The sequence below is a fragment of the Micromonospora sp. NPDC048898 genome, assembly GCF_043198035.1.
In the GTDB taxonomy this organism is placed as follows: domain Bacteria; phylum Actinomycetota; class Actinomycetes; order Mycobacteriales; family Micromonosporaceae; genus Micromonospora.
This window is the reverse complement of record NZ_JBICUF010000002.1, coordinates 15877-35296: the sequence shown is the minus strand read 5'-3', so window position 1 is coordinate 35296 and position 19420 is coordinate 15877. Positions and strand designations below refer to the sequence as shown.

Here is a 19420-nt window from a genome sequence, read left to right as displayed (position 1 = left end):
CCAGCACGACGGAGGGGAAAACCCATGACCCGCAGGTCGATCGGCATCATCGTCAACGGCGTGACCGGACGGATGGGCTACCGGCAGCACCTCGTCCGTTCGCTGCTGGCCATCCGCGAGGCCGGTGGTGTGACGACGGCCGACGGCACGACCATCTGGCCGGAACCGGTCCTGGTCGGGCGCAACGAGACGAAGCTCCGGAAGCTCGCCGATCGGCACGGGCTGACCGACTGGACGACAGACCTGACCTCGGCGTTGGCCCGCGACGACGTCGAGATCTACTTCGACGCCCAGGTCACCCAGCAGCGGGAGAAGGCGATCCGGCGGGCCATCGAGGCCGGCAAGCACATCTACACCGAGAAACCCCTCGCCGAGGACACCGCCGCCGCGCTCGACCTGGCCCGGGCCGCCGACGCGGCCGGCCTGCGCACAGGTGTCGTGCAGGACAAACTCTTCCTGCCCGGCCTGCGCAAGCTCAAGCGCCTCGTCGACGGCGGCTTCTTCGGCCGGATCCTCTCGGTGCGCGGCGAGTTCGGCTACTGGGTCTTCGAGGGTGACTGGCAGCCCGCCCAACGTCCGTCGTGGAACTACCGGGCCGAGGACGGCGGCGGCATCGTCGTCGACATGTTCCCGCACTGGCACTACGTGTTGGAGGAGCTGTTCGGCCGGGTCGCCGCCGTCTCCTGCGTGACCGCCACCCACGTGCCCGAGCGGGTCGACGAGGCCGGTCAGGTCTATCCGGCCACCGCCGACGACGCCGCGTACGCCGTCTTCGAACTCGACGGCGGCATCATCGCGCAGATCAACTCGTCCTGGGGCGTGCGGGTGTACCGCGACGAGCTGGTGGAGTTCCAGGTCGACGGCACCGAGGGCAGCGCGGTGGCCGGGCTGCGCACCTGCCGGGTGCAGCACCGGGCGGTCACCCCGAAGCCGGTGTGGAACCCGGACCTGCCGGCCACCGAGGACTTCCGGGCACAGTGGGCCGAGGTGCCCGACAACGAGGAGTTCGACAACGGCTTCAAGGTGCAGTGGGAGGCGTACCTGCGGCACGTCGTGGCCGGCGAGCCGTTCCGGTGGGACTTCCTGGCCGGCGCGCGCGGCGTGCAGCTCGCCGAGTTGGGGCTGCGCTCGGCCCGCGAGGGCCGTCGAGTCGAGGTGCCGGAGCTGTTCGGGTGAGGGCCGAGGTCGTGCTGCCCGGTGGGCGGCGGCACCGGCTGGCCGGTGGCAGTGGCTTCGCCCGTCCGGCCGCGCCGGCGAGGAGCCGGATCGCGTACGCCGCCGCACACGTGGTCGCCAACCCGGCCGCGGAGAACGTGCCGGGCGCCCCTGCCTCGGTGGACTGGCACACCACGCTCGCGTTCCGGCGGCACCTCTGGTCGTACGGGCTGGGCGTCGCCGAGGCGATGGACACCGCCCAGCGGGGGATGGGGCTGGACTACCCGGCCACCCGGGAGCTGATCCGCCGCAGCGCCGCCGAGGCCCGCGCGATGGGTGGTCGGATCGTCGCCGGCGTCGGCACGGACCAGCTGCCACCGGGCCGGGCGACCCTGACGGCGGTCACCGCCGCGTACATCGAGCAGCTCGGCGACGTCCGCGCGGCCGGCGCCCGGCCGGTGTTGATGTGCAGCCGACACCTGGCCGCCGCCGCCCGCGGCCCCGAGGACTACCTGCGGGTGTACGACGAGCTGCTGAGCGCCACCGACGGGCCGGTGGTGTTGCACTGGCTGGGCCCGATGTTCGACCCTGCGTTGACCGGCTACTGGGGTGCGGTCGACCTGGACGCCGCCGCCGACACGGTCACCGAGCTGATCAAGGCGCACGAGTCGAAGGTGGACGGCATCAAGGTGTCGCTGCTCGACGCCGGCCGGGAGGTCGCGCTGCGCCGCCGCCTGCCCGCCGGGGTGCGCCTCTACACCGGTGACGACTTCCACTACCCGGAGCTGATCCGGGGCGACGAGGTGGGGCACTCCGACGCCCTGCTCGGGGTGTTCGCGGCCATCGCACCGGCCGCCGCCGCCGCGTTGGCCGCCCTGGACCGGGGCGACCTGGCGGCGTACGCCGAGATCTTCGCGCCGACCGTCCCGCTGGCCCGGCACCTGTTCGCGGCACCGACCTGGCACTACAAGACGGGGATCGTGTTCCTGGCCTGGCTGGCCGGGCACCAGGACCACTTCACGATGGTCGGCGGGGCGCAGTCCGGCCGGTCCCCGGCGCACCTGGCGACCCTGCTCTTCCTGGCCGACAGGGCGGGGTTGCTACCGGACGCCGACCTGGCCGCCGCCCGCGCGCGGGCCTTCTTCACGGTGGCGGGTGTGCCTCAGTGAGCCTCGCGCGTTTCTCGTTCAACCAAGCCACCGCCCAGCACTGGCCCCTGCCCGACGTGGTGTCCGGCTGCGTCGCCGCCGGGGTGCCGGGCATCGGGCTGTGGCGCGAGCCGGTCGCGGAGCACGGGCTGGCCCGGTCGGCGAAGCTGGTCCGCGACGCCGGTCTCACCGTCACCTCGCTGTGCCGGGGCGGGTTCTTCTCCGCCGACGACTGGTTGGCGGAGAATCTGCGCGCCATCGAGGAGGCGGTCGCCCTCGGCGCCCCCGAGCTGGTGCTGGTCTCCGGTGGGCTGGCGCCGGGCAGCCGGGACATCGACGGCGCCCGCCGTCGGGTCGCCGACGCCATCGGCGAGCTGGCACCGCACGCCGAGGCCGCCGGGGTACGGCTGGCCATCGAGCCGCTGCACCCGATGTTCGCGGCCGACCGCTGCGTGATCGCCAGCCTCGGCCAGGCGCTGGACATCGCCGAACGGTTCGACCCGACGGTGGCCGGTGTGGTCGTGGACGCGTACCACGTCTGGTGGGACGACACGGTGTACGCGCAGATCCAGCGGGCCGGGCCGCGGATCGCCGCGTTCCAGGTCTGCGACTGGGTGACGCCGCTGCCGGAGGGGGTGTTGCTGGGCCGGGGGCTGCCCGGCGACGGGTGCATCGAGTTGCGTCGGTTGCGCGAGGCGGTGGACGCGGCCGGGTATGACGGCCCGATCGAGGTGGAGGTCTTCTCCGCCCAGATGTGGGCGCGGCCCGGCGCGGAGGTGCTGGACGCGGCGATCACCGGTTACCTGGACCACGTCGTCTGAGCCGCTCGAACGGTGGTGGCCGGAGGCGGTCGGGGCTCTCACCCGGCCCGACCCAGCCGAGGCTGGTTACTGACTAAGCGGCGTGGCCGGCCAAGAGGAGTGGGCACCCTGCTCGCCGCCTTTGCTCTGCACCCGCGGATGCGACGGTTACGGTCCGTGACTGGCGCCTATCCGGGTGCAGAGCAAAGGCAGTCAGGGAGCGTCCTCGGCGCCGTGCGCTCCTGTTCGCTCAGGCGATCTGCTCGTGCGGCGCTTGGTCAGCGTTCGGGGTGGCGGAGTTCTAGGGCCGGGGCCACGTCGATGATGATCACGGTGACGTTGTCGTGTCCACCCTGGTCGATAGCCAAGGCCACGAGTTGGTCGGCGATGTCCCCGGGGTTGCCGTCGGAGTCGAGCACTGCTCGTATCTGCTCGTGTGGCACGTACGAACTCAGCCCGTCAGAACACAACAGGACTCGGTCGCCGGGATGGAGATGGAGAGGCGTCAGGTCGGCCGACCGGCCGTCGTCCCGTCCGTCGAGGAAGCGGGCCAGCTTCTGGGGGAGGTTGGGCACCTCCTTGGCGCCGGCGACGAGGTGTTCGTAGGTGTGATCCGCACTGATCTGGACCATGGCATTGTCGCGGGAGCCGTGGCGTCGGATCAGGTAGGCGCGGGAGTCCCCAACGTTTGCCACGACCGCATGACTGCCGGACCGCAGCAGAGCGACAAGCGTGGTCCCCATCCCCGCCAGCCTCGGACCCTCGCGGATCTTCCGGCGTAACGCCTCGGCTGGGTCGTGTCGAGGGAGTGTCCGTGAGGCTTCGCCCAGGTGTTCGCCCTGCTCCGGGGGCATCGGGAAAATTTGATCTAGGCGTGGCCGACCGATCGTGATCTTATACGCACCGGCGATCCGTAACACCGTGCAAACCGTCGATTAACCGTCGACGGCTTAGGTGGGGGAGCGCTCCCATGAGCGGATCGCGATCGAGGAACAGCTCCACAAGGGAGCCATCGAAAGGAGCCTCGTGGCTACAGGCACGAGCGGAAACAGGCTGCGACGACTAGCGATACCGACGCTTGTCGTCGCCCTGATCACCGGCACAACCGGGGTTGCGGGATCGGCGTCGGCGGCGCCCGGAGGGGCACCGGGCAGCGGCACCGGCTACTTCACCACCGGGCAGGACAAGAAGGTCACCCTGACCGACGGGGCCGATCGCCGACCCGGCGGCCGGAACGCGGGCAGCCAACGGGCCGCGGTGGACGAGACCGGTTCGGGCACGTACGTCGTCGAACTGGCCGAGGACCCGCTGACCGCGTACACCGGCGGTGTGGCCGGGCTGGCGCGGACCCGCCCGGAGGCCGGCAACCGGCTGGACGCGACGTCGGCGCCCTCGCGGGCGTACCGCGGACACCTCGACGCGCAGCGCAAGGCCGTCGCGGACGCCGCCGGCGTCACGGTCAAGGCGGCGTACACCGCAGCCTTCAACGGTTTCTCCGCGAAGCTGACCGCGCAGCAGGCGACCACCCTGCGGGCGGACAAGCGGGTCCGCGCGGTGACCGCCTCGCGGGCCCTGGGCACCCCGACGCCGCCGCCCACCGCGCCGTCGCCGACCGCCCCGAGTGCCGGTGCCCCGGCCGCCACCGCTCCGGCCGCGCCGGAGCGGGCCCCGGCGGGCGCTCCCGCCGGCAAACCGGTCAAGCCTGGCCCCGGTACCGGCGCGGGCATGGTGATCGGTGTCCTGGACACCGGCATCTGGCCGGAGAGCGAGTCGTTCGCCAAGAAGATGCCGGCCCCCTCGACCTGGCACGGCACCTGCCAGACCGGTGTGGCCTTCGTGGCCGAGCACTGCAACGGCAAGATCGTCGGAGCCCGGTACTTCGCCGACACGTGGCTCGCGGACGGCGGCTCGGTGCCCGGCGGTGAGGTGCTGTCCCCCCGTGACATGTCCGGGCACGGCACGCACACCGCCTCCACGGCTGCCGGTCTGCCGATTCCGAACGTCACGATCGACGGTCGGCGCTTCGGCCCCGTCTCCGGGGTGGCGCCGGACGCCCAGATCGCCGTCTACAAGGTGCTCTGGGGCGGCATGGGCTACGACGCCGACATCATCGCCGGTATCGACGCCGCCGTCGCCGACGGCGTGCAGGTGATCAACTTCTCGATCGGCAGTGAACTGGGCGACTGGGAGGCCAACACCCCCATCGGCACCGCGTTCCTCAACGCCACGTTGGCGGGGGTCTTCGTGGCGGCGTCGGCCGGCAACACCGGCATCGTGAGCGGGGCGATCAGCAACGCGGCACCCTGGGTGACCACGGTCGGCGCGGCGGTGACGAACCTCGACGAGGCCACCGTCAAGTTGGGCGACGGCACGAAGCTCGTGGGCGGTTCGCTGGACGCACTGCCCGGCGGCGCCTCGCGGCCGATGGTCTTCGGCGACCAGGCCGGTACGCCGGATCTGGGTGCGGTCTACTGCGAACCGGGCAGCCTCGACCCCGCCAAGATCAAGGGCAAGGTCGTCGCCTGCGCGCTGTCCGACATGTTCGGTTCCGCCGCCGAGATCAAGGCCAAGGGCGGAGCGGCGATGGTGGTGTTCGACCCGGTCGGCAACTACCGGATCAACTCCATCTTCAACTTCCCGGTCGTCTACCTGCCGACCGAGAAGCAGGCCGGCACGCTGTTCAACTACCTGATGCGCCACCCCACCGACGCCACGGTGTCCCTGCGCACCGGCGGTGACGGCTCCAGCGTCCCGGGCGTGCCCAGCGTCGCGGACTTCTCCTCCACCGGCCCTTCCAGCGTGGCCGTCGGCGTCGTCAAGCCGGACCTGGTCGCGCCGGGTTCGGACATCATCGCCGCGGTCTCACCGGCGGGCAACTTCGGGCGGGCGTACGACGCGTACTCCGGCACCTCGATGGCCTCACCGTACGTCGCCGGCGCGGCAGCCGTTCTGCGTGCCACGCATCCGACCTGGTCCCCGGGCCGGGTCGCCTCGGCGCTGCGCACCACCGCCACCGACACGGTCGGCACCAGCAGCCCCCTGGACCAGGGCAGCGGTTTCATCAACCTGGCCGGGGCCACCGATCCCGGGCTGGTCATCGAGCCGACCGCGGCCGACCTGGTCGCCTTCAGCGAAACCGCCGTGCCGGACGGCAAGGAACTCAACCTGCCGGCCATCTCACTGCGCGAGTACGACGGGACCCGCCCGGTCACGCTCACCCGCACCCTGACCAACGTGGGCAAGGAGCGGGAGACCTACCGCTCGTCGGTGTCCGGCCTGAAAGGCATGAAGGTCACCGTGTCGCCGGCATCGGTGACGGTGGCGCCCGGCAAGTCCGCGACCGTCACCATCACGCTGCGCCGCGGCAGCGCGCCCTGGGACCGGTACGTGACCGGGTCGATCGGCTGGCGCGGCAAGGCCCACAGTGCCCGGATCCCGGTCACCGCCCGCCCGTGGGGCGTCATGCCCCGACCGTACGCCGACGACGGGGAGGAGTTCGGCCGGATGACCAGCGGTGTGTCCGGCTTCGTCCAGCCCGGCTTCACCGGACCGTTCGCCGGTCGCAGCACCGGGTACACGCCGATGCAGCGTGCGTCGTACTCGATCCCGGCGGGTGTCTACGGCGGCGTGTTCGACCCGAAGGCCGCTGGGGTGAAGAAGTTCGACTTCACCGTGCCGGCCAACACCGCCGGCATCATTGTCGAGACCAACACCGACGACCCGAACACCAACCTGGACCTCTACCTGTACCGGGGCGACAAGCTGGTCTACAGCAGTGACAGGTACTGGACCAGCACCGAGCAGGCGTACAAGTTCCTGCCCGAGCCGGGGCGCTACACCGCGTACGTGTTCGCACAGTACCCCGGTGGTCCGGTCGTCGACTTCCAGTTCGGCCACGCCATCATCGGCCGCAACGCGAAGTACACGGGTGCCACGCTGACGCTTCCCCGCACCGTGGAGCGCGGCTCGTCGCAACAGTTCACGCTCAAGCCGAACAAGCCGCTGCCCGCTGGCGACTTCTGGGCGTACACCGAGTACAGCAGCACCAACGGAACGGTCATCCCCGGCAACCTCGTCTACACCCAGCAGAGTGCCTGGGAGTAGCGGGTAGCTGACCGTGGGGCGGTGCCGAGCGCACCGCCCCACGGTTCCTCCGGCTCCTGGCCCGGTTAGGTCATGACGCACGCCGGTCGGCGTAGGGTGCGGGTAGGGCGCGCAGGTAGTCCCTCTTACTGTTGGCGTGCACGTCGACGAGGCTCGGTGGGCGGTGAGGGGATCATCATGCCGCGGTCGGTTGATCCGGTTGACCCCAACACCTTGCTCAGCGACGCCCGGCACCGACTCCTGTCACCGAGTGGTTCGGGGCGGCGGATGTCTCGGCAGGAGGTCGCCGAGGCGGTCAACAACTACCTGTGGGTTACCTACGGCATACGAACCTGCCTGGACGGCAACCACGTGGGAAAGCTTGAACGTGGGCAGTATCGATGGCCGCAGAGCGAGACCCGGGAGGCCTTCCGGACGGTACTGAACGCAGCTCACGATGCTGACCTGGGCTTCTACATCAACCGTAGAGAACGCCACGCTGACAACTTCGCGGGCGGGACGCCCCCGGGTGTGGCCGCCGTGGCCGATGAAAACCGCGGCGCCGGGTCGCCGACAGGCGCGGAGATCACGGACACTGGCGATATGAACCGCCGTGAGTTGCTACGCCTGCTTAGCCTGACGGGAACGCTTCTCGCCGCGCCCGTTCCTGGCGGCCAGGTCGATTGGGCGCGCATCGAATCTTCCAGGGACGGATCCAAGCGTCTTTCTTCAGCCACTCTGCGCGAGTTTGAAGGGCTGAACGCCCACCTGTGGACGGTCTTCGGCGCAGCCGGCTCCAAGACGGCAGTGGCACCGTTGGTGAACGGTCAGCTCAGCACGCTCACGGCCAACCTACGCGCCCCTCAGACGACTGCCGTACACCGACGGCTCTGCGAGATCGCTGCCGATTTGCTTCAGTTGGCCGGTGAGATCGCCTTCGACACAAGCGCGTACGACGAGGCGGCCCACTGCTACACCCTGGCCGGAGCGGCTGCTCGGGAGGCGGGTGCCTACGACCTCTGGGCGTGCGCGATGATTCGTCACGCTTTCATCAGCGTCTACGAGCGCGACTTCCGGCAGGCCATGCCGATGCTTGAGGCTGCGGCTGGCCTAGCGGTCAACGGTGACAGCGGGTTGTCGACCCGTCAGTGGGCACATGCCGTGCGAGCGCAGGCGCTCGCGGGCCTGGGACACCTGAATGACTGTCGACGGGCGCTCGGCCAGGCCGAGGAAGTCGAGGCCCTACCTGGGCGGGTCCACAACGGTGGATGGTTGCGTTTCGACGGGTCGCGGCTCGCCGAGGAGAGCGGAGCCTGCTACGCCGAACTGGGGCGCCCGGACCTGGCCGAACCGATTCTGTCCGCCGCGCTGTCGCAGGAGCTCTCCGTACGGCGGCGTGGAACCGTTCTGGCGGATCTCGCGCTGGTCGGGATCCAGCGGGGCGACGTGCATCAGGTTGTGCTTTACGGTGGCGCCGTTCTTGATGTTGCCCGGCAAAGCCGTTCGGGTGTGGTCGCGGCCAAGCTGAATCGGCTTCAGCACCACCTGCGGCCGTTTCTTCGTGACAGTCATGTTCAGAACCTCGACAGACAGATCAGTGTCTTGACAAGGGCATCTAACTGATCGACCAGGGGGAGCAGGTGCAGGTTGAGGAAGCGGGACGAGTCTTCCGCGAGGCGTGGGTTGCTGGAGTCCACAGGCACTACCCCGGCGAGCCGAAGCCGGGCTACACCGCGCCCTGGGAGGATATGCCCGAGTGGGAACGGGAGAGTGCTGCGGTCTGCTTCGAGCAGGTCCGCCACTTCATCGAGCTGGCTCAGGGAGCAACCGCGAACCTGACCCGCGAGCAGAAGGGCCGTTTCGTCGCCCTGTGCTGGATCGCGCAGATCTTCAGGCACTTTCCAAACCCCAAGGCCTCATATGTCGCCGACTGGCCCGACATGCCGGTGTGGCAGCGAGAGACAGACGCGGACATCTTCGAGCACATCGAGCGGCTGGTCAGCTCCTCGTCCTGAGGTGACGGCATGGCCCGCGTCGTCTTGTTTGCGTCTGGTGATTCTCCCGCCGACCGATAAATCTCCCCGCAACCCTCCCCCTTGATCGACGTTCCCGACACGTCCACGATCCGTGATGGTTGACGTGCCGTCAGCGATGTTCCGGTGCGCCGGTGCGGCGGCATGAGCGGTGACGGGACGTGCCTCAGCGAGGGGTGTTCGTGATTACCCGTCGGCGAGAACGAGAGGAACTGCGGCGATGACCGAACCGTCGATGCCCGAGATCCCAACCGTTGTCGTGGCGCAAGTGCCACAGGTCTTCATCCTCATCAGGGAAGAGGCGACAGTCGGATACCTGTTCGACCTTCCCTCCGGCGCGGTGGCGATCCTGGACGGCGCCAGGGAGATCTTCCGATCGGACTCCCTGGCAGACTTCACCAGGTTCTTCGGCCCATTGCTGGACCTGAACATTGCGAGAGTCCGACAAGACCTTTAGACGTAGGAGCTGGCGGCGGCGGGACTGTGGAGCACCCCGACCGACCTGCTCCGGCTCGACCTCGAGATCGCCCGAGCGGTCTCGGGAGACTCGCGGCTGCTCGACCGCGACCTGGCTACCGAGATGTGCAAGCCGCAGATTCCGGGCGGCGGATACGGGCTCGGCACCGAGGTCGAGGACCGCGCCGGGTGCCGGCGTTTCGGACACACCGGGTTGAACGTCGGCTACACCTGCTTCTCGTACGTGTGGCCGGACAGCGGCATCGCGGTCGCGGCGATGACCAACTCCGAGGACGGCTGGGAGACGCTGGTCAGCATCCGCGCCGCCGCGGACCGTCGGTACGCCACACGTGTCACCACCGCACCGCCGGGTGACGTGTCGGGCCGCTACGTCCTGCGCGACGACTATCCGATCGACATCGCGGTCTCCGACGGTCACCTGACCTTCTGCGTCGCTGGCCAGCAACCGGTGGTGCTGCGCGCAGACCCGGACGGTCGCTACCTCCATCCAGGACTCGACCTGGAGATCCGGTTCCTACCGGCCGACGTCCTGGAACTGCGCCAGGAGGGAGTGACCCAGACCGCGAAACGGTCGTGATGGTGATGGACAGCGATTCGATCTTGGTTGCACTACTCTTCCCGCCATGGCCCTGAGTCCAGACCAGTTCTATGACCACGCGATCTCCGTCGCGGACAGCGAACGGCGGCTTCCGCTGGCGGCGGGCATGACCGGATGGGACATCAGCCCATTCGACCAGAACAGGTTACGCGTCGCGCCACTGCGCCCCCCGGTGGTGCCCGACCCCGCCCGACACGGCGAGGATCCGGCGGAGTGCCGCAACTGCCAGGAGCGTGACGAGGGAGTCTGGTTCAACGATCACTGGCGGCTGGCCCGGATCACGGGAGTGGGCGTGCCGCTGGCGCTGATGCTGTACCCGCGCGACCACTACGACATGGCCGACCTCCCCGACGATCTCGCCGCGGAGCTGGGCCTGCTGAGCACGCGAATCGTCCGCCACGTGCAGGCCCTGCCGCACATCTCGCGAGCCCACGTCTACCGCGTCGGAGACGGCGCCGCCCACCTGCACGTCTGGTTCTTCGCGCGGCCCGAGGGCCAGGCGCAGCTCTTCGGATCCTGGCTGGTCGTCTGGGACGACCTCCTGCCGGAGTATCCCGCCGGCATCGCCGAGGCGGACGCCGCGATCGTGGCTGACGCCCTGGTCGCCTCGCACGGGGGCCGTCGATCGGCCACCACCTGACCGACTGATCCTCCGCAGCGCCTGACGAACGCGGGTGGACTAGGGGGACCAGCCTCGTAGCTGTGTCAGCGCTGTCATGCGGGCCGAGTCAACGATCGGACCAGGCGCTGGCCGTCGGGCCATGGACCGAACCCGGTCTTGGAGTCCAGGTGCCCGACCGCGCCCGCGTCGAACAGTTCCGAGCCCCAGTCTCGCGCGTACGCCTCGAACTGCTCGAATGTGGCGCTCGGGTCGTTGCGACTGGCGACCAGGATCGAGCGGAAGGGCAGCGGCTCGCGTGGCACGTGGTCGACGAAACCATCGACGGTCTCGTGCGGGCCCGGAATCCGGTTTGGATCGACGTACGGTGGCGTGACCAGCAGAGCGGCGTGGACGGGACCGACGTGCTGACTGGCCCAGACTGCGACGGTCAGGCATCCCGCACTGTGCGCCACGAGGATCGCCGGCGCACTGGCGGCGCCTATCGCAGCGTGCAGCGCGGCGACCCGTTCGGCGGCGACGTACGGTGGTCCGGGCGGCTCCGGCGCCCACCGGTATGTCGGACAGTCCCTGACCCAGTCGCGCGACCAGTGGTCGGGGGAGGGGACTCCCCGACCGGGCACGACGAGGTAACGCGTCATCCGGGGAGGATAGTGCGACGACCCCGAACCCGCGCGGTGACCATTGCCGGGCCCGGTGCCCAGGGCGGGGTGTACACGTGGGATGGCTATGGCGCCGTGCCAGCTAGCAGCCACCGCCGGACGGGAATTTCCAGCAGCACCCGGTCGGTTCCCGGACTCACCTGGCTGCTGACGTCCCACCCGCCGTACTTGCTGGCGAACGCTTCGACGATCGCGCTCGGGAAGTCACTTCGGTGCACCTGGGCGGCGCCCTCCGCCACGACGGGAGCGTTGCCGCCTTCCAAGGCCAGCGACACGCGCGGGTCAGCCAGGACGTTGCCGACCTTGACACTGCGGCTGTCGCAGCCGATCCACCAGGTCCCAGGGGCGTAGACGAACCAGACCGGCGTGAGGTGCGGGGAGCCGTCGCGCCGCAAGGTACACAGCCAGACGTTCAACTCCCGCGAGAGGCGTAGCTCAACGTCCGTCGGTGGGAGAGCGCGGGGTTCGGTCGCCCGGCAAGTGGATCACGGTTGCCACGCGACCGGGTAGTCCCGCGGCGAACGTGACGCACCGGTCAACGATGTCGTCGAGCAGGTTGTCTCAGGTGCCGTGCGGGCGTCCGATGCCCCACGACGGGCGCCAGGTCGTCGGGGGGAGCGGGGCCAGGCTTGCGACGTGGTCGATCACCGCCCGCAGCCCGGGGTGCGGATTCGCTCGGCGGACAAGAAGCGACAGCGGGTACGCGAGCGTCGGATTCACGATCGGGATGCGGCGTAGGTCGTGGTTCGCCGGCCAGAGGTACCTGTCGCGCGAGCCGACCAGGGTTGCCACGTCGGCGGAGTCCGCGAGGATGTCGAGAAGCACCTCGTCGCCGAAGTGCGGGCCCGCCGCGTCGATGCGCAGGTCGAAGTGGGTCGCGAGTTGGTCGTAGAAGTCCGCCCATTCGCTGCGCGGCGCGATGCCTGGCACCCAGATCCGGTGCCCCCGCAGCCGCTGCGGTGTCAGTGATCGGGCGGAGGCGAGCGGGTGTCTCGGGCCGACGAGGAGTTCCGACGGGGAGTCGAACGCGCGGATCATCCGCACGTCGCGCGGCAGGGCGGCGGGGTCGGTGACCGAGCGGAACGAGGCGTCGATGTCGCCGGCCTGGACGGCGGCGGCCGCCTCGCGCGGGTCGTTGACCCGCAGGGTCACCACGTCGAGGTTGATCTCCGGATGCGACCGCCAGTAGTCGTGCAGGACGACTGCCTGCGCGGATCGCAGGCCGAGCACGTCGATCCGCAGGGCCCGCGAGCCCGGCCTGATCGCGGCGACGGCACGGTCGACCCCGGCGACGACGTCCCGGGCGTGCGGGAGGAACGCCTGGCCGTCGAGTGTCAGCTCGACCCCTCGGGCGGTACGGGTGAACAGCCGGACGTCGAGCTCACGTTCGAGGGCGGCGATCCGCTTCGACACGGCCTGTTGCGTCACGCCGAGCTCGTCGGCAGCCTGTTGCAGTTGACCCAGCTCCGCCGCCCGGACGAACGATCGCACCGCCTCGGTATCCACTGACCCATTGTGCGCACGCACAACCGGTGGTTGTGACTCGCCCGGAAGTCGGTTGTTTGATTCCGCGGCGGTCCGTGCGCTGGGATGCCCGGACCGGAACGTCTGGTGTCAGGAGGGAGCCGCGTGCGCGTGCGATTGGGGACCGACTTCGGCTGGCTGTGGTCGGCGTATGGGGTCAGCGCGTACGGCACGTGGCTCGCCTTCGGCGCGTTTCCGCTGCTGGCGGTGCGGGTGCTGGACTCGTCGGCATTCGCCGTGTCGCTGCTGGAGGCGGCGGGGCTCGCCGTCGCGGCGATCGTCGCCCTCTCGCTCGGGCCGTGGGTCGAGCACCGGGCCAAGCGTCCGGTGATGATCGCGATGGACCTGGTCCGGTTCGCGGCGATGGCCAGTGTCCCGGTCGCGTACCTCCTCGGCGTGCTGTCGTACGGCCAACTGTTGGTTGTCTCGGTGGTCTGCGCGACGGCGAGCATCGCGTTCACCGCCGCCTCCGGCGCGTACCTGCAGCATCTGGTCCGTGGTGAGCATCTCCTGGTGGCGAACGGGAGGTTCGAGGGCACGACCTGGACGGCGATTGCGGCGGGCCCGCCCCTGGGCGGTGCGCTTGTCGGGTTGCTCGGCCCGGTCGCCACCGTCCTGGCCGACGCTCTCAGCTACCTGCTGTCCGCGCTCGCGGTCCTGCGCATCCGGGGCGGCGACGTCGCGGCGCCCCGCGACCGGGTCACCCGGCTGCGCCCGGCCGACCTGCTGCACGGCTGGCGACTCATCCTCGGCGACCGGGTGCTGCGGGGTCTGTTCCTCAACTCGGTGCTGGTCGGCGGCCTCATCATGGCGACCGCCCCGCTGCTGGCCGTTCTCCTGCTCGGCGAGTACCACACGCCGGCCTGGCAGTACGGTCTCGCGTTCGGTATCCCGGCGCTCGGCGGGTTCGTGGGTGCCCGCCTGTCCGCGCGTCTCGTGCACCGCCACGGCCGGCGCCGCGTCATGATCGTCTCCGGGTGGCTGCGCTCGGTGTTCCCCCTCGGTCTCGCGTTCGTCCAGCCCGGCATCCCCGGGCTGGTCACCGTGATCGTCGTCGAGAGCCTGCTGATCACCTGTATGGGCATCTTCAACCCGATCTACGCGACCGAACGCCTGCAACGGACTCCGGTGTCGCACACCGCCCAGGTCCTCAGCACCTGGACCGCCAGCAGCAGGCTCCTGCAGGCTGCCCTGATGGTGATCTGGGGTGTGCTCGCCACCCGCACCAGCCCGCTTGCCGCGATCGCCGTCTCCGGCGTACTCCTGCTCGCCACCCCGCTCCTGCTGCCCGACCGGAAGGACTGGTCGGCCCCGGAGCCGGTCCGGTCGGCCGAGGACGTCCGGGTCGGCCGGGGCGTGAGCGGATGATGGGTGGATGGAGGGACGGGCGTACCTGGAGAAGTACATTGTCGATCGACTGCCGGCCGGTGCTGGTCAGCCGCCGCACGGGCTGACGGTGGACCGTTCGGAGATCCGTGGCGTGGCGGTGGGACTGGTGGCGGCCGGTGCCCTGGCTCAGGAGGACATGGAACGCGTCCTCGCCGACCTGGATCGGGAGTTGGAGCGACGTGGCCGGTTGACCCGCGTCGAGATGCGCGTGTCGACCGAGAAGCGCACGTCGACCGAGGGTCGCGTGTCGTCCGATCAGTGGGCGCCGCTGTCGGTCGAGGCCCGGCAACAGTTGGTGTTACAGCACGGTCGTGACCGCGCGCGGTGGCAGCAGCCGGTTGTCGACCCTGCCCGGTTGCGGGAGGTGATCTCGCTGGCGGGTCGCACGCTGACGCTTGACGCGGTGCCCGCCACGCTGATCAGCCTGGAACGCTGGTCGACGATGGTCGTGGTGAGGCTGGCGTACGCCGGCACCGACGCCCGTGGTCCGGGTTCGCCGGCCAGCATGCACGGCCGATTGAGGCAGTGGCGCGGGTGGGACGACGCGGGAACGCAGTATCGGGCGGGCGGCGGCAGCGGCGAAGGGCGCGGAGGGCTGTTCGTGGAGACGGTGGTCTTCGAACCCGGCCCTCCGGACGAGGCGCGCACGCTGACGCTGGCGTACGACCGGGACGGTGGGTCGGAACGCTTCGCAGTCGCCCTCGGTGGCCCGACGACGCCAGTCTGATCGGGAGCACTGTCGGCTCCGGTTCACCGGTCCTTGCGGAGCAGGACTGTCACCGCCTGGCCGTCGGCCGTGCCGAAGGTGCCGTCGGTGGGATGCCCCAGCGCGGCGCCGAGGGCGCGGACGTGCAGATCGACAACCGCCTCCACCAGGTCGGCCAGCACGGACACCGTGCCGCGGCCCTGTCGCCAACCCGCCACGCACAGGCCGAGGCCGATGATGGCCGCGGGCCACCACAGCAGGCCGAGCGCCAGGTACAGCAGCCCCCAGCCCACCCGTCGGGCGGCTGCGGTGAAGTCGGCCTGGGCGAGGGCGAGCGGGTCCCGGGTCTCCTCGGGCAGCAGCAACCACAGTCGGGGCCAGGCGGCGGCCAGGTCCAGGTCGTAGCAGGCCCGCACCCGTACCGCCGTGGCGAGCATGCGGTCACCGATCCAGGTCGGCCGGTCCGGCTCGGTCAACGCGATCCGGTCGCAGGCACGGGCGAGCGCCTGGGTGTCCGGCAGCGGCCCGGTGGCGCCGTCGGCGGACCGCAACCGGCGTGCCTTGTCCCGCAGGGCGGCCTCGTAGCGGGCCACGGCGGCGTGCCACCGGCGCCGCCGCCGGCGCGTCACCGCCTCGCCGGCCCGGCCCCAGCCCTGGGTCCACAGGGCCAGGACCAGGCGTTCCAGGCTCTGAGTGGCCGTCGCGGCGACGACGCTGGCCAGCACGACACCGAGTACGATCAGCAGCGCGGAGCCGGTGCCCGGGGCCGGTGACCCGAGGGCGAGCCGGTCCACCTCCCGCGCCAGCAGCCACAGGTCCCACCAGTGGGCGTGGCCTAGTCGCACCGCCACGGCGGCCACCGCCACGAACACCACACCGGGCAGCGCCAGGCCGGCGAGCCACCGCTCCGCCAGCTTTCCGCCGAGCGAGGCGATGACCGCGTTCACCGATCCATCCGAAACGTCGGCAGCGGGCAGTCCCACACGGCGCAGCGCGGCGGCGGGCCGGCGTACGGCCGGGGGATCTCCACCCGGTCGCACAGGTCACCGGGGCACACCTGGACGACCTCCGGGCGGCGGCCGTGGATGCCGGCCAGTGGCAGGTAGTGCTGGCCCCGGACGGTCGTGTCGCCACCGACCAGCCCGCCGAGGCGCATCAACTCGGTCACCTCCGCGAGCACCGCGTCCACGCCCTGGTCGGACACCGGCCCGTCCCGCAGCCGCGCCAGGGCCTGGGCTGGTTCCGGACCGAGCAGGTCGCCCACCTGCGCGATGTCCGCGCAGATCCGGGCCAGCCGGGCCGCCCGGTCGCCGTCGAGTCGCCTGTCCGGCGCCGATTGACTCATCGGCTGATTATCTCCTGTCGATGTGGCGCGCGGCTGGCAGGCTGGGGGCAACCGCGACGGGGAGGTGCGCCGGTGGGTCGCTATTCGAGGGATGCCGTGGACCAGTGGCGTCGTGCCGCGGCCGGGCAGCCGCGCGGCGACCGGCGGTGGGCCGAGGCCCAGGTCGAGCTGGGGGCCGCGCTGCTCGACCGGTACCACGCGGGCCAGGCGCGGCAGGACCTGATCGAGGCCACCGTCGTGCTGGAGGCCGCGATCCGCACGATGGCCGACTCCTTTCTGGCCGAGGAGTTGGGTACGCCGCACGGTGTGCGCGCGCTTGCCACGTACACCGACGTGCTGCTGGCCAGAGCGCGGATCGAGAGTGAGCCGGAGCTCCTGGACATCGCCGAGCGGTATCTGCGGTTCGCCGAGGACGCCTCGGCCGACCTCGGCAACAGTGCGGTGCTGGGGCTGAAGACCTGCCAGGTCTATCGGGTCCGGCACGACTTCGACGGCTCGGTCGACACGCTCTACCGGCTGACGGCCATCGCCAAGATGGCCGAGCGGTGGATCAGCGAGGAGCATCTGCCCGTGTTGCGGGGCATTCACGCGGAGGCGCTGTTGCGCGCCCACCAGCTCACCGGTGTGGAGGACTACGTCGACGAGGCGTTGGAGCTGGTGTCCTCGGTGGACACCACCGGGCCCAACCAGGACCAGATCGTCATGCTGCGAGCCCGGTGCCTGCTGGCCCGGGCGGCCGGGACCACCCACACGGCCGATGTCGAACGGGCCGTCGCGATGCTGCGGGACCACAGCCCGCAGAGCATCGACGCACGCTTCCTCGCCGGGCAGACGTTGCTCACCCTGGTCGACCGCACCGGCCGGGCCGAGCTGCTCGGCCAGGCCTGGGAGGAGTTCGCCGCCGCGCTGACCACCGTCGGAGAGCGGCATCCGCACCATCGGACGGCGCTCGCCAGCCTCTCCACAGTCGGCATGAAGACGCACCAGCTGACCGGCGACCTCTCCGCCCTGGAGACGGCCATCGGCCTGCTGCGCCGGGCGCTCGCCCTCTCCGTGCGCGGGGAGCCCAACCACGCGTTGTACTCGGACCAGTTGGGTTACAGCCTCCGGCTGCTCTACGACGCCACCGGCGAGCCCGCCTACCTGCAGGAGGCGCTCGTCCTGCTGCGGCAGGCGCTGGACGCTCTGCCCGCGCGTGATCCGCACCGCGCCGAGACCGGGTTGTCCATCGCCCAGGCGTTGCGGGCGACCTATCTGCGTACCGGTGAGACGGCCCTGCTCACCGAGGCCGCCGAGCGGGCGCGCACCGCCGGCCGCATCGACTCCGGCGCCGTGCCGGTCCGGATCCAGGCCTTCGACAAGGCGGCCTACACGCTGACCGCGCTGGGCCGGTGGAAGGAGGCGACGGAGGCCTTCGACGAGGCCATCACGCTGCTGCCCCGGCTGGCCTCCCGAGGGCGTACCCGACGCGACCAGTACGCCGACCTCGGCTCGACGGCCGGGTTGGCGGCGACGGCCGCCTCCTGCGCCATCGGCGCCGGGCAGCCGGAGCGGGCCCTGGAGCTGCTGGAGCGTGGCCGGGGCCTGCTGCTGCACCAGCGGTTGACGGCGGACGGCGAGTGGGCGGCGCTGCAACGCGCCGACGGGCGCCTGGCGGGCGACTTCCAGCGGATGCGCCGGGACTTCGAAGCGCCCGCCCCCGAAACACCGCGGCCCACCACCTTCGGCCGGGACCGGGAAACCGAGTGGAACGTGCTGCTGGCGACGATCCGGGAGCTGCCCGGCCTGGGCGACTTCCTGCGCCCGCCCAGCGCCCGGCAGTTGCTCGACCAGGTCGACGGCACAGTGGTCGTGCCGATCGCGAGCGAGTTGCGCTGCGACGCGCTCGTCCTGCGGCAGCACCGGGTGACGGTGCTGCCGTTGCCGGATCTGTCGCTGACCGACGCCATGACGCAACTGCGCCTGCTCCAGGAGGCCACCACCACGGCCTACGATCCGGCGGCGGACGCGCGGAGCCGGCTGCGCGCCCAGTCGGTGCTCACCGGCGTACTGGAATGGTTGTGGCATGCCCTCGTCGGGCCGGTCCTGGAGCACGTGGACGCGCCCGGGGCGGCCGGCGAACTACCGCGCGTCTGGTGGTGCCCGGTCGGCCCGCTGGCGTTCTTCCCCCTGCACGCCGCCCAGGCCGGCGCCGGCCGGTCCGCCCTGGACCGGGTGGTCTCCTCCTACACCCCGACCGTGACCGCGCTCGCCCGCAAACGCACCGGGCCGCGCAGGGCCCGGCCCGACGCACGGTCCTGCGTCGTGGCGATGCGCGCCACCCCCGGCGGCCCGGGAGCGCTGCCCAGCGCCGAACGCGAGGCCGCGTCGGCGGCGCGGGCGCTGCCCGGGGCGTGGCTCGGGCTGGACGCGACAGCCACCCGGCAGCAGATCCTGGACCGGCTGGCCGACTCGGCGTACGCGCACTTCGCGTGCCACGCGGTGGCCGATCCGCACGACCCGGCGCAGGGCCGGCTACTCGTCCACGACCACCAGGACAACCCGCTCACCGTGACCGACGTGTCCCAGCTCGACCTGGACGCGGAGTTCGCCTTCCTGTCGGCCTGCGCGACCGCCCAGGCCCCGCCGACCCTCGTCGACGAGTCGCTGCACATCACCGGCGCCTTCCAACTCGCCGGGTTCCGGCACGTCATCGGCACCCTGTGGGAGATCGACGACGCGGTCTCCCTCGCCCTGACCACCGCCTTCTACCAGCACACCGACCCGACCGGGGCGGCGGCGTACGCGCTGCACTCGGCCGTGCGGGGCCTGCGGGACCGCTACCCGCTGGCGCCGACGCTGTGGGCGGCGCACATCCACACCGGCGGCTGAGCGCCGCGCA

Annotated in this window: 18 protein-coding genes; 12 read left to right on the top strand and 6 right to left on the bottom strand. The window is 71.0% G+C overall.

Annotation, left to right across the window (positions count from 1 at the left end):
* The first annotated feature begins 24 nt into the window (after window positions 1-24).
* The 3 genes from ACGFIQ_RS07055 to ACGFIQ_RS07045 are packed head-to-tail and all read left to right on the top strand — an operon-like array spanning window position 25 to window position 3124.
* Entirely contained in the window at window positions 25-1176 is a 1152-nt protein-coding gene (locus ACGFIQ_RS07055) for a Gfo/Idh/MocA family protein (RefSeq protein ID WP_393240494.1), read from the top strand.
* The gene (locus ACGFIQ_RS07050; RefSeq protein ID WP_393240491.1) at window positions 1173-2324 is read left to right on the top strand and encodes a dihydrodipicolinate synthase family protein; all 1152 of its coding nucleotides are present in this window, start codon (window positions 1173-1175) and stop codon (window positions 2322-2324) included. Before ACGFIQ_RS07055 ends, ACGFIQ_RS07050 begins: the two co-directional genes overlap by 4 nt.
* A complete protein-coding gene (locus tag ACGFIQ_RS07045; protein ID WP_393240488.1) occupies window positions 2321-3124 on the top strand; it encodes a sugar phosphate isomerase/epimerase family protein in 804 nt (267 codons plus the stop codon). The genes ACGFIQ_RS07050 and ACGFIQ_RS07045 overlap by 4 nt, the downstream gene beginning before the upstream one ends.
* A 257-nt stretch (window positions 3125-3381) precedes the next feature.
* Here the strand turns inward: ACGFIQ_RS07045 and ACGFIQ_RS07040 are convergent, their stop codons facing one another.
* Window positions 3382-3798, bottom strand: coding sequence for a PP2C family protein-serine/threonine phosphatase (locus ACGFIQ_RS07040; protein ID WP_393240486.1), 417 nt, complete (start codon window positions 3796-3798; stop codon window positions 3382-3384).
* Between the two features lie 331 nt (window positions 3799-4129).
* Here ACGFIQ_RS07040 and ACGFIQ_RS07035 point away from each other — a divergent pair, with 331 nt between their 5' ends.
* The 6 genes from ACGFIQ_RS07035 (at window position 4130) to ACGFIQ_RS07010 (ending at window position 10934) form a co-directional block, all read left to right on the top strand.
* The gene (locus ACGFIQ_RS07035; RefSeq protein WP_393240483.1) at window positions 4130-7207 is read left to right on the top strand and encodes a S8 family serine peptidase; all 3078 of its coding nucleotides are present in this window, start codon (window positions 4130-4132) and stop codon (window positions 7205-7207) included.
* Between the two features lie 267 nt (window positions 7208-7474).
* Window positions 7475-8809 (top strand): transcriptional regulator, encoded by a 1335-nt coding sequence (locus ACGFIQ_RS07030; protein ID WP_393242123.1) that lies wholly within the window; start codon window positions 7475-7477, stop codon window positions 8807-8809.
* 17 nt (window positions 8810-8826) lie between these two features.
* Entirely contained in the window at window positions 8827-9201 is a 375-nt protein-coding gene (locus tag ACGFIQ_RS07025) for a hypothetical protein (protein ID WP_393240480.1), read from the top strand.
* 238 nt (window positions 9202-9439) lie between these two features.
* Entirely contained in the window at window positions 9440-9676 is a 237-nt protein-coding gene (locus ACGFIQ_RS07020) for a hypothetical protein (RefSeq protein WP_357063489.1), read from the top strand.
* A gap of 9 nt (window positions 9677-9685) precedes the next feature.
* Complete coding sequence (locus ACGFIQ_RS07015; protein ID WP_393242120.1) at window positions 9686-10273, top strand: serine hydrolase domain-containing protein; 588 nt, start codon at window positions 9686-9688, stop codon at window positions 10271-10273.
* A gap of 46 nt (window positions 10274-10319) precedes the next feature.
* Complete coding sequence (locus ACGFIQ_RS07010; protein ID WP_393240477.1) at window positions 10320-10934, top strand: hypothetical protein; 615 nt, start codon at window positions 10320-10322, stop codon at window positions 10932-10934.
* A 74-nt stretch (window positions 10935-11008) separates the two neighbouring features.
* On the opposite strand, the gene ACGFIQ_RS07005 is transcribed toward ACGFIQ_RS07010, so the two are convergent.
* The 3 genes from ACGFIQ_RS07005 to ACGFIQ_RS06995 form a co-directional block, all read right to left on the bottom strand.
* Window positions 11009-11554 carry an RBBP9/YdeN family alpha/beta hydrolase gene (locus tag ACGFIQ_RS07005; protein WP_393240474.1) on the bottom strand — a complete coding sequence of 182 codons (546 nt, stop codon included), beginning with the start codon at window positions 11552-11554 and terminating at the stop codon, window positions 11009-11011.
* A gap of 86 nt (window positions 11555-11640) precedes the next feature.
* On the bottom strand, window positions 11641-11991 hold the full coding sequence (locus ACGFIQ_RS07000; RefSeq protein ID WP_393240471.1) for a pyridoxamine 5'-phosphate oxidase family protein: 351 nt from the start codon (window positions 11989-11991) through the stop codon (window positions 11641-11643).
* Between the two features lie 145 nt (window positions 11992-12136).
* Window positions 12137-13081, bottom strand: coding sequence for a LysR family transcriptional regulator (locus ACGFIQ_RS06995; RefSeq protein WP_393240468.1), 945 nt, complete (start codon window positions 13079-13081; stop codon window positions 12137-12139).
* 129 nt (window positions 13082-13210) lie between these two features.
* Here ACGFIQ_RS06995 and ACGFIQ_RS06990 point away from each other — a divergent pair, with 129 nt between their 5' ends.
* The gene (locus ACGFIQ_RS06990) at window positions 13211-14467 is read left to right on the top strand and encodes an MFS transporter (RefSeq protein ID WP_393240465.1); all 1257 of its coding nucleotides are present in this window, start codon (window positions 13211-13213) and stop codon (window positions 14465-14467) included.
* 7 nt (window positions 14468-14474) lie between these two features.
* Window positions 14475-15215, top strand: a complete 741-nt coding sequence (locus ACGFIQ_RS06985) for a hypothetical protein (protein ID WP_393240462.1) — start codon at window positions 14475-14477, stop codon at window positions 15213-15215.
* Between the two features lie 23 nt (window positions 15216-15238).
* Here ACGFIQ_RS06985 and ACGFIQ_RS06980 read toward each other — a convergent pair whose 3' ends face one another.
* On the bottom strand, window positions 15239-16141 hold the full coding sequence (locus ACGFIQ_RS06980) for a hypothetical protein (protein ID WP_393240459.1): 903 nt from the start codon (window positions 16139-16141) through the stop codon (window positions 15239-15241).
* Window positions 16138-16539: a hypothetical protein gene (locus tag ACGFIQ_RS06975; RefSeq protein ID WP_393240456.1), complete on the bottom strand. Its 402-nt coding sequence runs from the start codon at window positions 16537-16539 to the stop codon at window positions 16138-16140. The genes ACGFIQ_RS06980 and ACGFIQ_RS06975 overlap by 4 nt, the downstream gene beginning before the upstream one ends.
* A 72-nt stretch (window positions 16540-16611) precedes the next feature.
* Between ACGFIQ_RS06975 and ACGFIQ_RS06970 the strand changes: the two genes are divergently transcribed.
* Complete coding sequence (locus ACGFIQ_RS06970) at window positions 16612-19410, top strand: CHAT domain-containing protein (RefSeq protein ID WP_393240453.1); 2799 nt, start codon at window positions 16612-16614, stop codon at window positions 19408-19410.
* The last annotated feature ends 10 nt before the right edge of the window (window positions 19411-19420 follow it).